The 14,926-nt window shown below is 50.4% G+C and carries 9 protein-coding genes and 1 pseudogene; 7 read left to right on the top strand and 3 right to left on the bottom strand.

All coding sequences use genetic code 11. The annotated features are described in order from the left end of the window. The first annotated feature begins 61 nt into the window (after nucleotides 1-61). The 4 genes and pseudogenes from H6F86_RS12390 (at nucleotide 62) to H6F86_RS12375 (ending at nucleotide 3,486) form a co-directional block, all read left to right on the top strand. Nucleotides 62-1,063, top strand: a complete 1,002-nt coding sequence (locus tag H6F86_RS12390; protein ID WP_347240284.1) for an ABC transporter permease — start codon at nucleotides 62-64, stop codon at nucleotides 1,061-1,063. 209 nt (nucleotides 1,064-1,272) lie between these two features. After that, nucleotides 1,273-1,584: a hypothetical protein gene (locus tag H6F86_RS12385; RefSeq protein ID WP_190448912.1), complete on the top strand. Its 312-nt coding sequence runs from the start codon at nucleotides 1,273-1,275 to the stop codon at nucleotides 1,582-1,584. A 344-nt stretch (nucleotides 1,585-1,928) separates the two neighbouring features. Beyond that, nucleotides 1,929-2,459, top strand: coding sequence for a rhodanese-like domain-containing protein (locus tag H6F86_RS12380; protein WP_190448911.1), 531 nt, complete (start codon nucleotides 1,929-1,931; stop codon nucleotides 2,457-2,459). 337 nt (nucleotides 2,460-2,796) lie between these two features. Further along, a pseudogene (locus tag H6F86_RS12375) lies at nucleotides 2,797-3,486 on the top strand (IS1 family transposase). 147 nt (nucleotides 3,487-3,633) lie between these two features. Here the strand turns inward: H6F86_RS12375 and H6F86_RS12370 are convergent. Then, entirely contained in the window at nucleotides 3,634-3,873 is a 240-nt protein-coding gene (locus tag H6F86_RS12370; RefSeq protein WP_190448910.1) for a hypothetical protein, read from the bottom strand. A 572-nt stretch (nucleotides 3,874-4,445) separates the two neighbouring features. Between H6F86_RS12370 and H6F86_RS12365 the strand changes: the two genes are divergently transcribed. Together H6F86_RS12365 and H6F86_RS12360 are read left to right on the top strand one after the other, a co-directional pair. Further along, a complete protein-coding gene (locus H6F86_RS12365) occupies nucleotides 4,446-5,282 on the top strand; it encodes a hypothetical protein (protein ID WP_190448909.1) in 837 nt (278 codons plus the stop codon). Between the two features lie 764 nt (nucleotides 5,283-6,046). Beyond that, nucleotides 6,047-6,814 (top strand): alpha/beta hydrolase, encoded by a 768-nt coding sequence (locus H6F86_RS12360; RefSeq protein WP_190448908.1) that lies wholly within the window; start codon nucleotides 6,047-6,049, stop codon nucleotides 6,812-6,814. A 792-nt stretch (nucleotides 6,815-7,606) separates the two neighbouring features. On the opposite strand, the gene H6F86_RS12350 is transcribed toward H6F86_RS12360, so the two are convergent. Together H6F86_RS12350 and H6F86_RS12345 are read right to left on the bottom strand one after the other, a co-directional pair. Next, nucleotides 7,607-11,593, bottom strand: coding sequence for a magnesium chelatase subunit H (locus H6F86_RS12350; protein WP_190448906.1), 3,987 nt, complete (start codon nucleotides 11,591-11,593; stop codon nucleotides 7,607-7,609). A gap of 419 nt (nucleotides 11,594-12,012) precedes the next feature. Next, complete coding sequence (locus H6F86_RS12345) at nucleotides 12,013-12,396, bottom strand: hypothetical protein (RefSeq protein WP_242033497.1); 384 nt, start codon at nucleotides 12,394-12,396, stop codon at nucleotides 12,013-12,015. A 398-nt stretch (nucleotides 12,397-12,794) separates the two neighbouring features. Between H6F86_RS12345 and H6F86_RS12340 the strand changes: the two genes are divergently transcribed. After that, nucleotides 12,795-14,909, top strand: coding sequence for a GAF domain-containing protein (locus tag H6F86_RS12340; protein ID WP_190448905.1), 2,115 nt, complete (start codon nucleotides 12,795-12,797; stop codon nucleotides 14,907-14,909). Nucleotides 14,910-14,926: the final 17 nt, after the last annotated feature.

Genomic DNA, 14,926 nt, shown 5'->3' with positions numbered 1-14,926 from the left:
GAAACACAAACTGATGACTATATCCGAGCGGAGCAGGCGAGAAGCAGGCGTTGATGCGCTGATGACGTTTTTTACCAGCGATACGTTTGTTTACATTGTCAAACGCCTGTTACAAGCACTTTTGACCCTGTTCCTGGCATCAGCGCTGAGCTTTGTGATCATCCAGCTTGCCCCTGGAGACTTTTTGGACACCTATCGCCAGAATCCTAAAATTTCGCCAGAGTTTTTAGAGCAAAAGCGGCAGCAATTCCGCTTAGACCGACCGTGGATTGAGCAGTACTTCTTCTGGCTCTGGAGCATTGTCAGATATGGCGATGCGGGTCCCAGTATGCTGTACAACCGCTCGGCATCCGCAATTATTTTAGAACGTGTGCCAGCGACGCTGCTGTTAGCCTTCTCTTCGCTGCTAGTTACTTGGGCGATCGCCATTCCATTGGGTATTGTCGGCGCGGTCAATCAAAACCGCTGGAGCGATCGACTCTTGCAGGTCATTAGCTATGCGGGGCAGGGCTTTCCCAGTTTTATTACAGCGTTACTGCTGCTGATTCTGGCGCAAAACACGTCGCCCCTTTTCCCCGTTGGCGATATGACCAGCATCGACCATAACGAATTGACCCCACTGGGTAAAATCATTGATATTGGCTGGCACATGATCTTGCCGACGATCGCTCTTAGCATCACTAGCTTTGCTGGACTTCAGCGCATTACCCGTGGCGAACTGCTTGATGTGCTGCGGCAAGACTATATTCAAACCGCTCGCGCCAAAGGACTGCCAGAAAACAAGGTGATCTATATTCACGCGCTGCGTAATGCCATTAATCCGCTGATTACCCTGCTTGGGTTTGAATTTGCCAGCTTGCTGAGTGGCGCGTTTATTGCTGAGTTCTTTTTTAACTGGCCTGGTTTGGGTCGTTTGATTCTGCAAGCAGTGCAAGCACAGGATCTTTACCTAGTGATGGCAAGCCTGATGATGGGTGCGGTCATGCTCATCATTGGCAATTTGCTGGCAGATTTACTCCTCAAAGCGGTTGATCCTCGCATTAAGCTAGAGGAAGCTAACTAGATCTAAAGCTTACGGGTGATTGTTCTTTAGTACTACCGTTGAGGCTAAAGAAACCAACTTTTGGCTATTCAAAGGGCAACGATCTCGATACCTCAACGCAGTGATCGTACTGCTTATTCTCTACAGATAAGATACGTGAAAAGATTGCTTGAAAATGAGTTTTTCATTCACAGTTTTTCACTTACAACTAAAAAATTACTAATAGCGTCATGTTTTCGGAAGCTTATTACCTGATTCGATCGAGAGCCGACGGTAGCTATTTAGTCGCGCATCCTCATGCTGGTAAAGACGCAAACGCAGCCCAGTCTAGTCCAAGTTTTTTACTTTTGTTTCGTGAACACTTTGATGCCTTAAGTTACCTGAATACTCATGCATCAGAAGTTGCCGATCGTTTCTCTGTAGAATCCATTCCTGGCACCCAGATTGATCCCTTACTCAAACGTTGGAGCTTTACGGGGATTGGGGTTGTTCAAGATCCGCTGATTCCGAGAGTTGAATTTCTGACCAAAGGCTCAACTTGAGGCTTCTTGCCTGCATCATGCCCTCAGCAACGCCTAGATAGGTTGGATGGGCGATCGTGCTTCCTCACGTCTAAAACCTTGTTTTGGAGCGGTGACACCGAAACCATCCGCCGCTTACATCCGTCGCCGCTTACATCCGTTTTAAGCTTCATGGCAAAATCACTTTAAAAAGCGCGATACAACTACTGGGTCGCTTGTTGCAGCGTTTTAGCAGCGTTTTTAATTCCTTCGGCTTGATAAACTCAAGTAGCTCGCTTAGACAGCCATAAACAGTGCTTCACAAGCTCATAGCGTGCAACAGTCTAAGCACCTTTATTCCTAAGTCCTCCTTTAGAACGTACTCTATGAAACTTGCCATTGCTCTCTTTTTCTGTGTGGCTTTGTCAGGCGGTGCTGTGGCGGCACCACAACCACTTGCGGCAAACCCTGCGATCGATATGGATGGGTATCTCCGCGTTTCGTTTGAGGCGGCAAAGCATCGCAAGACGCGTAGGCTTTCGGAAGCCGATTTCATCCGTATGAGCCGTGAACCGGGCACGATCGTTCTGGATGCCCGTAGCCGTGAAAAGTACGAGCTTTTGCACATTAAAGGCGCTGTCAATCTGAGTTTTCCAGACATTACAGTGGAGAGTCTGAAGCGCACTCTGCCTGATAAAACGACTCGCATTCTCATCTATTGCAACAATAATTTTGTCAACGCTGAGGAGCCGTTTCCCTCCAAAATGCCATCAGCATCGCTCAATCTCTCAACTTACATTGCGCTATATAACTACGGCTACCGCAATGTGTATGAACTTGAGCCTCAAATCGACCCGCAGCAGTCGAAGCTTGCCTTCGAGTCAATCCCCTCTAAACCATTAAGCCGAAAGCTTTAAAGCGATTTGAATTGCACAGTATTGGGGGAACCTCCACACGAACCCCCTCCAATCACTGCGATCGATTCTTACGAACTTTCTGCTTGGTTTCGATCAGTTCAGTTAGATACTGTAGGGATTAGAGTTCTATGCCTTCTGTATAAATGCGATCGACTAAAGCATAAAAGGCTTCATCCTGCGTACGATGGTTAAAAAATACGGGTAGTGCCCTTTAGTAAAGAGTAGAGAGAATTAGGACTAGCTATCATGGTTGAGTCTTTTATCATACATCTCCTGCTTCCGAGTCTTCCACCATGAAGCCTTATCTCCTTTGCCCGACCTATACTCAGACGACATCATGAAAAATGGCACGACTCGTCGTGGCAAGCAGAATTACAAGTGCCGTGATTGTGGTCGTCAATTTGTCGAAGACCTGCAATGGAAGCCAATTGACCCAGACCGCAAGACGATGATTGACTACCTGTTGTTGGAGAAGATTCCCTTGGTAGGTATTGTGCTCGTGTGATGAACTGATCGGAGGGAAGGCTACAACGCTATGTCCACCGTTGCTATGCCCAGGTGCGGCAGCGGTACAAGCTCAACCGAAAGCCAAGGGGCACTTAGCGGTGCAGATGGATGAATTATGGTCGTTTGTTGATGACAAGGGCAACAAGCAGTGGGTGTGGCTAGCACTGGATGTAGAAACGCGTGAGATTGTGAATGCTACATTGGCGACTGTTCAGCAGAGGGGGCAATGAGGTTGTGGCAATCGATGCCTGCTGTCTACTGACAATGCGCCATTGTGTACAGCGATTACTGGGAAGCTGACGCCAAGGTTTTACCAAGTAAACGTCATCGTGCGGTAGGTAAAGAGAGCGGCTTAACCAGCTACATTGAACGCTTCAACAACATGCTGAGGCAACGAGTGTCACGCTTAGTGAGGAAGCCGTTATCATTCTCTAAAAAGTTGGAGAATCACAGGGGAGCGACTTTGTATTTCATCCATCATTACAACAACCTGATAGGTGCGGCGATATTGAGTTGTTAGTGAAGGCTGCTTATTCCCTATCCTTTACCAGATAGGACTACCGTTAATTTTTCTATTGGTAGCCTTTAACTCTATCACTTTTTGCAATATAGTCCCCCTTTTTGTCTCCGCTGCTATATAGAGGCGTTATAGCGTGAGTATGCTCTTCTAGTTGTGCAAGTGCTCCAGAACTGCCTCTAGACGCTGCTGTCGTTGCCGCTGCTCTAACCACTGACGACAAACCTGCTGAGTCAGTTGCGACTCTTCCTCGGTCAAAACCCGACCGCTTCCTTGTGCTACCAGGAGCTTCGAGACAGCAACCGCTTGCGAGTACTTAATGTTGTGTTTCACAAGCTGTAAACAAAGGATGCTTTCCTGTTCATCAACAGGGAGAGAAAAACTTTTCATTTGCGTCAGGTGCATCAGAAGCTAGCGGTGCAGCGGCTTGCACAAGGCAGAGCTTCACCAGGTCGACAGCATCATTTTTAACAAATGTAGGGAATGTAACATCTACCCAAGTAAATAATCCTAGGAAAAGGTTCTCATTAGTCAAGCACTACTTCATTAGCAGCAGCGCTTGCACATTAGACTACCTTTGGATGAAATGTCTCTAATGCGCCGTTAGGCAAGGCTTGTGCTAATTGTATGTCCGCTGCGACCCGATGAATAAATCAGCTTTGTTTATGACTCAGTCGCGCATAGGAGCTGTTGATGAGGTTGTGCCAAGACCTCAGCTTCAAAGCGAGTCTTTACTAAGACTGCACAACAATCGTCCGGATTTTTCGACTGTTCTGAGAATTGGTTAAGCGAGACGCTCTCTGGTCAGTTAAGGCAAGAGCGACATAGGGCGATCGCTGCTGTGGCAATAGTTGCTTCGCTCATGTTGAGCATTGGTTCTGGCTAGACACCGAAAGCTACAGCACCGATTACCCTGACCCTTGCCAACGCCAGTCGGAGACCAAACCCTTGAGGAGAGAAACATGCGCAAGTTGATGTCTGCTGGGCTGGCTGGGTCGGTCGCTTTGACCGTTGGTAGTTGCTCTTCTCATGCTGATAAGGATGCCGTGATCACGCTGCCGCCAGAACCCGCGAGTACAACAGAAGCGCCTGCTACAGCAGAGCCTTTTGCTGCTGGGACAGCGCCGTTGGTACCGCAAGTGGCAGCTCCTGAGTACATGCCAGGACTGCTCCAGTCAACCAACAGCGTTGAGCAGACAAGACAAGTGCGGCGCAGCATTCAACGTCAAAGCAGAACTGATCCGTTCGCCAGCCTACCACCAAAGTTACAACAACCGCGTCCTGTGGCTGCTCGCCCCGATGTCCCCCTTCTAAGGCAATTACCAACGCGAGCCAGGCGTATGCCGCGCTTGATCCAACGGCGACCGACGCTTGCTAACAAACCGAAATTCTCCCCTTACATAGGATTTCCAACGCCACCGACGGTCACTGTGCCCCCACTGACTCAGCCCCGCACCCGCCTGACGGCTTTAAAGCCGAAGCGCACTACGCCATTGCCGCCCAAGCAAAGCACACCGTTGCTCAGCGCACTGCCGCCGTTACCAGTGGCAAGCCTAGCGAACGCGGTAGAAGTCAGTGGTGTGGTCGTGGTCGGCAGTGTGGCTCATGCGATCGTTAAAGCACCCAATGAAGCCAGCAGTCGCCATCTTCAAGTGGGGCAACGTTTTTCCAATGGGCAGGTGTTGATCAAGCGCATTGAGGTCAAGACTGGCTTTGATCCCATCATTATTCTTGAAGAAAATGGTATTGAAGTGGCTAAAGCAATCGGTGAAGCCATACAGGACCCCAACCCTGCCTAGTTGTAGCGACTCCAGAGAGAGACCCCTGATTGGCAATGCCAGGGTGAGCGATCGTTAACTTGAGCTTGGGTGGAGTGGTTTGCCTCTTCTTTGCACGCGAAAGCCCGGTGCCAGCGACCGGGCGCTGTAAAGTACAGTAGGGTACCTCTAGGACTAGGCTAGCAGTCTTAGTCATACCCAAGGCAGCTTTAGACGTTGAGCACTGGTATGGCAAAAACGATTTTCAAGACGGTCTTTTGGCTGACCGCTCTCAGCCTGATTACGCTGGGTGTGTTGAGCTACAGAGATGGCGGCAGCCCTACCCGTAACAAGCAAACAAGGTTGGACCACATGTTGTGTCGACTGAACCTCAGTCACTGTTAAGCATGCAACTAAGCTTATTGCCCCAGCGACATAAGCTTTGGCAGATTTTAACCAACATCACTGGCAAACCCTGTGCCAAGTGTTGGCGCTTCCCAGCAGCACGAAGACTATGCCCGTCCTGGTGATAGCGCCCCGGTGATGTGGTACAACTACTCATTGAACCCCGATACGCCTTTTCTTCTCCTTAACTCATACACCATAAATAACCATAGCCTTTCAGTTCCTCCCTCAGGCTGGTGGCTATAGCCCTATGAAATCTGCCTGTAAAGTTCCGGTCGTTAAACCAGTGACAAACTTAAAGCTTGCTTCTGAAGCTTACATTGCTCAGCTAAGCCTTCTGTCGCTGAGTTTAGAGTGATGAACAACCAACTGTACCTAATCTTGAAAGGAGCTTTGCCACGATGACACAACCCATTCTTGCCCACGAAGTTATCGGAGAGGGACCAGAAAAAGTCATTGTGATGGGCGGTTGGTTAGGTGACCATACGGTGTTTCAACCGATTTATCACTGGCTCGATCGCGCGACGTTCACGTATTGTTTTGCCGATCCACGCGGTTACGGTGATTCTAAAAGCATGGTAGGAAACTACACAAATGCAGAAGTGGCAGGAGATGTAATGACACTGGCAGCTATGCTAGGTTGGGAAGCATTTCACTATATCGGTCATTCGATGATGGGCAAAGTCGCCCAATACTTGAGTGCTCATTACAGCACCCACCTCAAGTCTGTGATAGGAGTGACCCCAGTACCTGCAAGCGCTGTCCCCTTTGATGAAGAGACCCAAAAGTTGTTTGCTACTGCCTGGGAAGTACCAGCCAATCGCGGCACCATTTGTATGATTACGACTGGCAATCGCTATACGAAAGTCTGGGAGCGGTACATGGTCAATGAGTCATTGAGAACTACTCATCCTGATGCTTACCGTAACTACTTTAAGATGTGGTCGGCAGAAGACTTTGCGGCTGAAGTCGATGGTTGCGAAGTCCCCTTCCTGGCTATTACAGGTGAACACGATGCCGCAGTAACGACTGCTCTCGTCGAAAGCACAATCCTACAATGGTTTAAGAAGGCTGAGTTGCACGTCATAAGCAATGCAGGACACTATCCGATGCAAGAGGTGCCAATCCAGCTTGTAACTGTATGCGAAGCATTCATGAATCGATTTTAGAGGCTGTCTGAAAAGTTGGCGTGAAACGGGATCCCGATAGCAAAGAGTTTTCATCGCGAAAGCTCAAATATATGAGGGCATTCGCTGAAGCTTATTCCAACAAGCAAATTGTGCAGCAGGTTGCTGCACAAATTCCCTGGTTCCATAACTGCGTTCTAGTCGAGAAGGTATAAAACCCATCAGAACGACGATGGTATATCCAGCAAACAACGCTTATGAGGATATCTGAGAAGTGAAAACCTACGCTAGGCGTCTGAGTATGAGATGAATCATCGCGACATAGATGAAAGTTTCGGAGGTTTCCGGCAAGACCGCATCAGCTTAGCTCGAAAGTGGTGATAAACCGTTTTCCACCATGGAAAGTTGTGTGGCAATAGCCACTAAGCACTCCCTGCCACCACTCGGTAAAAGATGGCATTGCTTACGAGTCTGATCGCCACACTTCGGGGTCGTCCATCTGATGTGACTGAGGGCAGCGCTTTGGATCAGAGATTCCATTGCTTATCGCTGATGTCGATCGGACAGGATAGTTGCTTTGCTCTCATTCCCCTGTCAATAATCATTTCTTCTGACAGATTAAGGGATGAGAGTTTGTTTAAGCCTATACATCCCTACATCTGGGCTTGTAAGACATCCTCGTAATTTACAATTCTGTAACGATTACGGAGTACTCTTCCTATTATGAGCCTATACGTAGCTTGCTAACACGGTTTGACCTCAGTAAATTGTACTCACAATAAAAGGGGACATCGAAATATCGTGTCCCCTTGCAACTATTGACGTGTAGGCAACCTACTCGATGCCTTCGATGCGGTCTTCAACTTCTTGATAGAGTTCGCGGAGGCGATCGAGGTTCTCCTCAGTGGTTTCCCAATAGCCGCGACCATTAGCTTCGAGTAGCGTCGTCACCATCTTGCGGTACGAACTGGGGTTGAGGTCGAGCAAGCGTTTCGACATTTCCTCATCTTTGAAGAACGTCTCGTTGGCATCTTCGTAGACCCAGTTATCCACTGCGCCTGCCGTTGCCGACCAGCCCATCGTGTTTACCAACCGCTTTGATAGTTCCCGCACGCCTTCGTAGCCGTGGCTCAGCATCCCTTCGTACCATTTGGGGTTAAGCAATTTGGTACGGGCATCCAGACGAACGGTTTCCGAGAGGGTGCGAACTTGGGCGTTGGCGGTTGTAGTATCCGCGATGAAGGAAGTAGGCGCTTTGCCGTCATTCCGTAGACGAGACACAACCTTAGTGGGGTCGGAGTCGTAGTAGTGAGAGACATCCGTCAGCGAGATTTCGGACGAGTCCAGGTTCTGGAAGGTGACATCCGCCGTTTTGAGGGCAGACTCGAAGATCTGGCGGTTTTGATCCATCGTGCCAGGGTTATCTGACGAGAAGGCGAAGGATTTCCGCGCCAGGTACATATCCTGAAGTTCGGCTTCGCTTTCCCAGGTGCTGTTTTCCACCGCCAGGTTGATGTTGGAGGAATAGGAACCAGAGGCGTTGGAGAAAACGCGAGTGGCAGCCTGCCGCAGATTAATGCCCATTTCTTCGGACTGCTTGAGGGCGTGCTTGCGGACGAAGTTCATTTCCAGTGGCTCATCGGCTTCGGCTGCCATTTTCACGGCGCGATCGAGCAGTGCCATCTGGTTAATAAACAAATCGCGGAACACACCGGAGCAGTTCACCACTACATCAATGCGAGGACGGCCGAGTTCTTCAAGCGGGATCAGTTCCAGCTTGTTCATTCGTCCCAACGAATCAGGCAACGGAGCCACACCGAGCATCCAGTAGATCTGTGCCAGTGATTCACCATAGGTCTTGATGTTGTCGGTGCCCCAGAGAACCGCAGCGATCGTCTCTGGATACTTGCCATCATTTTCCGCGCACTGACGGGCAAGCAGGCGATCGACTACCACTTTGGCAGACTTCACGGCTGCGGAGGTCGGAATTGCCTGTGGATCGAGGGCGTGAATGTTTTTGCCAGTCGGCAGCACATCAGGGTTGCGAATCGGGTCGCCGCCAGGACCAGGAATGACGTACTCGCCTTCCAAGGCAGTGAGCAGGGCACCGAGTTCGTTATCCGCCACGATCTGCTTCAGGCAGAATTCTAGATAGTTGAACAGTGGTTTGATTTGCTCAACGTCCACCTTCGGATAACCTGCCTGGTGCAAGGCTTCTACCCAGGGTTCTTTCTTGCCCATGTTGAAGAAGTTGAGCCTGGAAACTCTAGAAACGCGACCATCGGCATCGACCTGAGCCTGCACCAGTGATGCAACAGACGATCGGGTTGCCAGGGTAATGTCTTGCAGTAACTGCACGTCTTCTAGCACACCGCGATCGCTGCCCTGATAGATCGCTTCCATTGTGCGACCCAGACTGTTCGCAATAATGCTGGGCAGGCTAAGAATGTTGTCTTCAGGACGATCGAGGCTAGCAATGTTGACTAGAGTAGCGATCGCTTCTTCTGCCGTTGGGGGTTTGCCGATGACGTGTAGACCACAGGGCAACAGACGCGACTCGATCTCCATCAGCTTGATGTAGACCTTGCCGACCACCGTATCGCGGGCTTCTGGCTCCAGTTCCTTCGCGCTTTCAGGAAACTCAATATCCTTGTCCAGGTTGCAGATCCGCGCTTTGTCCATAATCGAATCAACGATCTGGGCACCGCGTCCCGTGTCTTTCAAGGTCTGGTAGGACGCAACCAGTTCACCCAGTTCCTTCAAACCCTTATACAGTCCGGCGTTTTCAGCGGGTGGTGTGAGGTAGCTGATCGTTTCCGCGTAGGAGCGACGTTTGGCGATCGTCGCCTCCGAGGGATTGTTCGCTGCGTAGTAATAGAGGTTTGGAATAGTGCCAATCAGACTATCGGGGAAACAGGTATCGGACATCCCAATCTGCTTGCCGGGCATGAATTCTAGCGATCCATGAGTGCCGAAATGCAAGACGGCATCCGCTTTCCAGATTTGCTCCAGGTAGGTGTAGTAGGCGGCGAACCCATGATGGGGGCTGGCAGACCGTGAGAACAACAGCCGCATGGGATCCCCTTCATAGCCAAAGGTCGGCTGCACGCCAATGAAGACGTTGCCAAACTCTTTGCCAAAGACCAGCAGATTCTGCCCATCGGTGTTGAGGTGTCCGGGCGGTGGTCCCCAGGATGCGTGAAGACGCTCGGAGTACGGGGTCAGCGCTTCATACTCTGGCACCGACATCCGGTAGGCAACGTTTAGTTCGGGGCTGTTGTACTGAGCGCGGGCATCGTGCAGCACTTCCAACATCAGCGCTTCTGCCGTTTCAGGCAAGTCTTTCACGTCATAACCGTTGTGCTGCAAAGCTTCCATCACCTTGTAAATGGAGCCAAACACGTCTAGATATGCGGCTGTGCCAACGTTGCCTTTATCGGGTGGAAAGCTAAAAACGGTGATCGCCACTTTCTTGGTCAGCTTGGGCTTGCGGCGCAGGTTTGCCCACTTCATAGCACGCTGAGTAATCGCTTCGACCCGATCTTGCAGGGCGATCGCACGTCCTGTCATGCCATCCCGACCCGAAAGAATAATGGGTTCGATCGCGCCATCCAGTTCGGGCAACGCAATTTGAAGCGCCACCTGAATCGGGTGCAGACCCAGATCGCTGTCCTCCCATTCTTCGGTGGTTTGAAACACCAGGGGCAGCGCCACCATATAGGGACGGTTAAGGCGTTTGAGGGCTTCGATCGCCTTGGGATGATCCTGCTTCGCAGGTCCACCCACTAGGGCAAACCCAGTCAGCGAGATCACGACATCCACAATGGCGTTCTGATTTTTAGAAAGGGGATCGTAGAAGAACGCCTCAACGGGCTTGGAAAAGTCCAGTCCGCCTGCGAACACCGAAATCACCCGTGCGCCCATGCTTTCGAGTTCCTGCACCATCGCTACATAGTGGGCATCGTCGCCCGTTACTAAGTGCGTCCGTTGCAGCACCAAACCCACACAAGGGGCAAGGGGATCTTTCAATTCGTCCGAAATATCAGTGCGCGAGTTAAACCAGTTGAGGTATTCCTTCACGTCCTCAAACATGGTGGGCGCGAGGGGATGCCAGATACCTAGGTCAGGATAGGTGACGGGATCACGATACTGCAAGGCACCGCTGTCTGTGTCGAGTTCTTTGTATACGTAGCGATCGGCAAGCATCAGCAGGAAGTTCTCCAGGTTCTCCTGCGAACCACCGAGCCAGTATTGAAAGCTCAACATGAAATTACGGGCATCCTGCGCTTTGTCCATCGGCAGGTATTTCAGCACTTTGGGCAGCGTGTTCAGCAGCTTTAGCATCCCATCCTGAAAGCCAGACCCAGATTTCTCCTTGCGCTTTTTCATAAACTGGGCGATCGCGCTCTTGGATTGCCCTAGCTGCGCCATCGAAAAACTGCCCATCTTGTTTAGGCGCATCACCTGCGGCATGGAGGGGAAGACAACTGCCACATCCAGGCGATCGCGGTGTGGCTCTACCGCTGCCACTACTTTGTCTGCCAGATCTTCTAGAAAAATCAGTGACGCAATGAAAATGTTTGCCCGCGCCACGTCACGCTGAAAGGCTTCGTAGTTATCCGAATCGCGGAGTTCCTCGATCAAATAGCCGCTAATTTCGACAGCCAGATTGGGATGGTTCTGGTTAATGGCGCGAACCGCTGCCGAAAGCGAACTCTGATACTGAGGCTCTAGCACGACATAGACCACTCTAAGCAGAGCGCGTCCCCGTAGATCATCGGGTGCGACGTGTCTGATGGTGGGCTTGACGTGTGTGAACATGCAGTTAAGCTCCTTAGTCTGGTAATGCGCGAAGTATGCGGGGCAGTCACGAGCAGGCAGTCAAATTGGCACCACACCATCTTTCAGGAGTATGGGTTGCGGATGACTGAATACTGACCGTTACAATAATCGCATACACACCGTTGTACCAGAAAACCAGTCCACATAAGCGTTCTAGGAAATATCCGACACAATTTGATAAGGATGTCTTAAGTATTTTGTTACATCGAACCCATTCTTTCTGAGCAATTACTCCGCTAATCTGTTGCAAAAATTCATCAACTCCCTGACCTTTGGGCATTAGACTTTTCTACCAACCCTTGACAGTTGGATACGATGTGACGTGCAAAGGCGGTAGCACTGATTGCCCGGCGCGTTAAAGCAGGTAGCGCTTAAAGTTCCCGCCTGAGGCTGCTTCACTAACGGACTGGCAAGAACGGAAAAAAGGTTTTGATAAATCTGCGGAGACGCAGCAAATTAAGGTTCTTTTCAAGTGGTCGCCCCACTTGCGGTCGAGAGGGTCCGGGCGTTTGCAACTCTGCCTGAAGCTGAGCATACTCACTTGCCGTAATCGGTTTGCCATCAAGCGGCGATCGCGCTCCAGTAATGACTTCCAACCGCAGCACTTCTTCAGGCTTATCCTCCGGATTAGGTAATGCCAGTACTGGTTCGATCGCAACCAAGCCTACCCCCATCAGAAGCAGGATCGCCGTGAGTTGATTGGCTTGACGGCGATCGGTCGCTAACACCACACTCAACGACTGTGCTGGAGACTCTTGAAGATTAGGTTGTGTCTGTTTCATACCATTGCTCGGTTTAATCGCCTTGCTGAGACAAAACACGTCTTTTGGCGGGTGACTTAAATCTAACGAACTAATAGAGCGTACGTTTGAATACAGCTTCAATGCCTTCAAACTTCTAACATAGCTATACAGTGTTGCTTTATACAGTGTTAAGTAACAAAACAGCGTTAATTGACGAAACAGGGGCATCTTTACTGTAGTGCTTAGGCTCTACGGTCTTACAGATTTTTAAACAGCGGTTTCCGGTCGAGTGGAGTGCTGTTGCGATTAGGTAAAGGCAGGGAACAGATGGAAGGAGCCTTGCTGCTTTCTCTTTCCCTCCACTGCTTTGTCTCATCTTTAAGCGACTCGAAAAAAATGTGATGCCCTTTTGGACGAGTAACTCGCCCTAATTATTCATGCTGTCTGCCTTTTTTACCCGGCCTCGTGTGTTTCCTAAATTTCGTTTGGCTAAAGTATCACCAAGTAATTGGTTGGAGTATCCCGAAAAACAAAATGCCCAACTACGGCGGATTGTTGACCGTGTTCGCAATTCTCTAGAGTTGCGGGTTGTGCTGCAAACGGCAACCGATGAACTGGCAACCTTACTCAAGTTGGATCGCTGTAGTTTCTTGTGGTATTTTCACGACACTAAGCGAGTTCAGCTTGTCTGTGAGAGTGGTAACGTCGATCGCCTGCACCGAAAAGCTTTCGCACCAGGCTACTATCCGCTGGCTATGTTTGGCTTCACAGCGACCGCAATCGCCCGTGGCGAACTCAGCATCACTAGTGGGTTGAGTAGTGGCACTTCGCTGGTGCGATCGCTCAGGCACTGGATACTACCCTGGCGCAAACGTGATGAACAACCGCCTCCGCTAGTATTGGGCGCGATCGCTAATTTGTTAGTGCCCGTTAACTCGCAGGGCGGCTCGAACGGGTTTATCGCTTGCCTGTCTGACAAGCCCCGCCACTGGTCGCCCGCAGAAGTAGAGTTTATTCAGTCGATCGCTCAGCAACTTGAGATTGCAATCCGGCAGGCGCAGCTTTATGAACAAACCCAAAAGCAGGCGCAGCGAGAGCGTTTGGTAAACCAGATCACTGCCCAGACGCGCCAAAGCTTTGAACTGGGAACGATTCTCAGTGGCGCGATCGCTCAACTGCTAGAGGCGCTCAAGGTCGATCGCTGCCTGGTGCATCTGGTTGAAGATCCTGGCGATTACGAGAGCGAACCCGTTGTTGAAGCGGCGATGGATGAAACCAACGATCGTGCTGCCTTTCGGCTCAAGCATCTGTATGAAGTCTGCCGTCCACCCTTTACAGGCACCATTGATGCGTTTGACACTAATGGTCCGATTACCCGCTGGGTGATTCAAAATCGCCGTCGCGTTGTCATTGCTGATGTGACTCAGGACGATCGCATTGGTCCCCACAACGAGGAGTATCAGCAGGCGGAAATTAAATCATCGCTGGTGGTGCCCGTGCAGAACAAGGAAAAACTGCACGCTATTCTCTACCTCAATCAGTGTTCTCACACGCGCTATTGGTCAAAGAACGACCAAAAACTGACGCAAGCAGTGGCAGATCAGTTAGCAATTTCGATTCAGCAGGCGCATCTTTATGCTCAGACAAAGCAGCAGGCAGCAGAAAGTGCAGCACAGGCACACCATCTTGCAGAAACGCTGAACGAGCTACGTTTAACCCAAGCACAGCTTATTCAGAGCGAAAAAATGTCTAGCCTGGGGCGCTTGGTGGCAGGAGTAGCTCACGAAATCAATAATCCGATCAACTTCATCTACGGCAATGTGCCCTATGTCGAAACCTACATTCACGATCTGCTCTACTTACTGAAGGAGTATGAGGCTCGCACACCAGAGCCAGATGAAGCTTTACAGGCGATGATTGCTGAAGTTGAACTCGATTTTTTGCGGGGCGATTTGCCTCGCATCCTCGACTCCATGCGATCGGGTGCCGAGCGCATTCGTCAAATCGTGCTCTCACTCCGCAACTTCTCGCGGTTGGATGAAGCACAGCGCAAACGGGTCAATCTCCACGAAGGCATTGAAAGTACGCTACTTGTACTCAAAACCCACTTCAAAGAAGACATCGAAATCATTCGTCAATATGGTGATTTGCCCCTGGTGGAATGCTATCCCGGCGACCTCAATCAGGTGTTTCTCAACTTGTTGCTGAATGCGATCGAAGCATTGAGTACCTGGCAGGGCAAAAAGGCGATCGCCATTTGCACCGATATGATTGCAGCCACAAACAACCAACCCGAAATGGTTCGCGTTGTCATCACTGATACAGGACCGGGCATTCCCCACAACCTGCAACACCAAATTTTTGATCCATTCTTCACCACGAAAGAGGTAGGACAGGGGGTTGGGTTAGGGCTAACGGTGAGCTATCAAACTATTGTCAACCAGCACCACGGCTACCTGAAGTTTTACTCTGAACCAAAATTTGGTGCCGAATTTATGATCGAAATTCCTGTCCACCATGCGCCCGTCCATCATCCAGCAGACTCAAAGTAACCGCGTACCGAGCTATC

This window comes from Phormidium sp. FACHB-592, assembly GCF_014695795.1.
In the GTDB taxonomy this organism is placed as follows: Bacteria; Cyanobacteriota; Cyanobacteriia; order Leptolyngbyales; family Leptolyngbyaceae; genus Stenomitos.
Note: the sequence above shows the minus strand (reverse complement) of the source record. Positions and strands in the feature narration are given on the sequence as shown.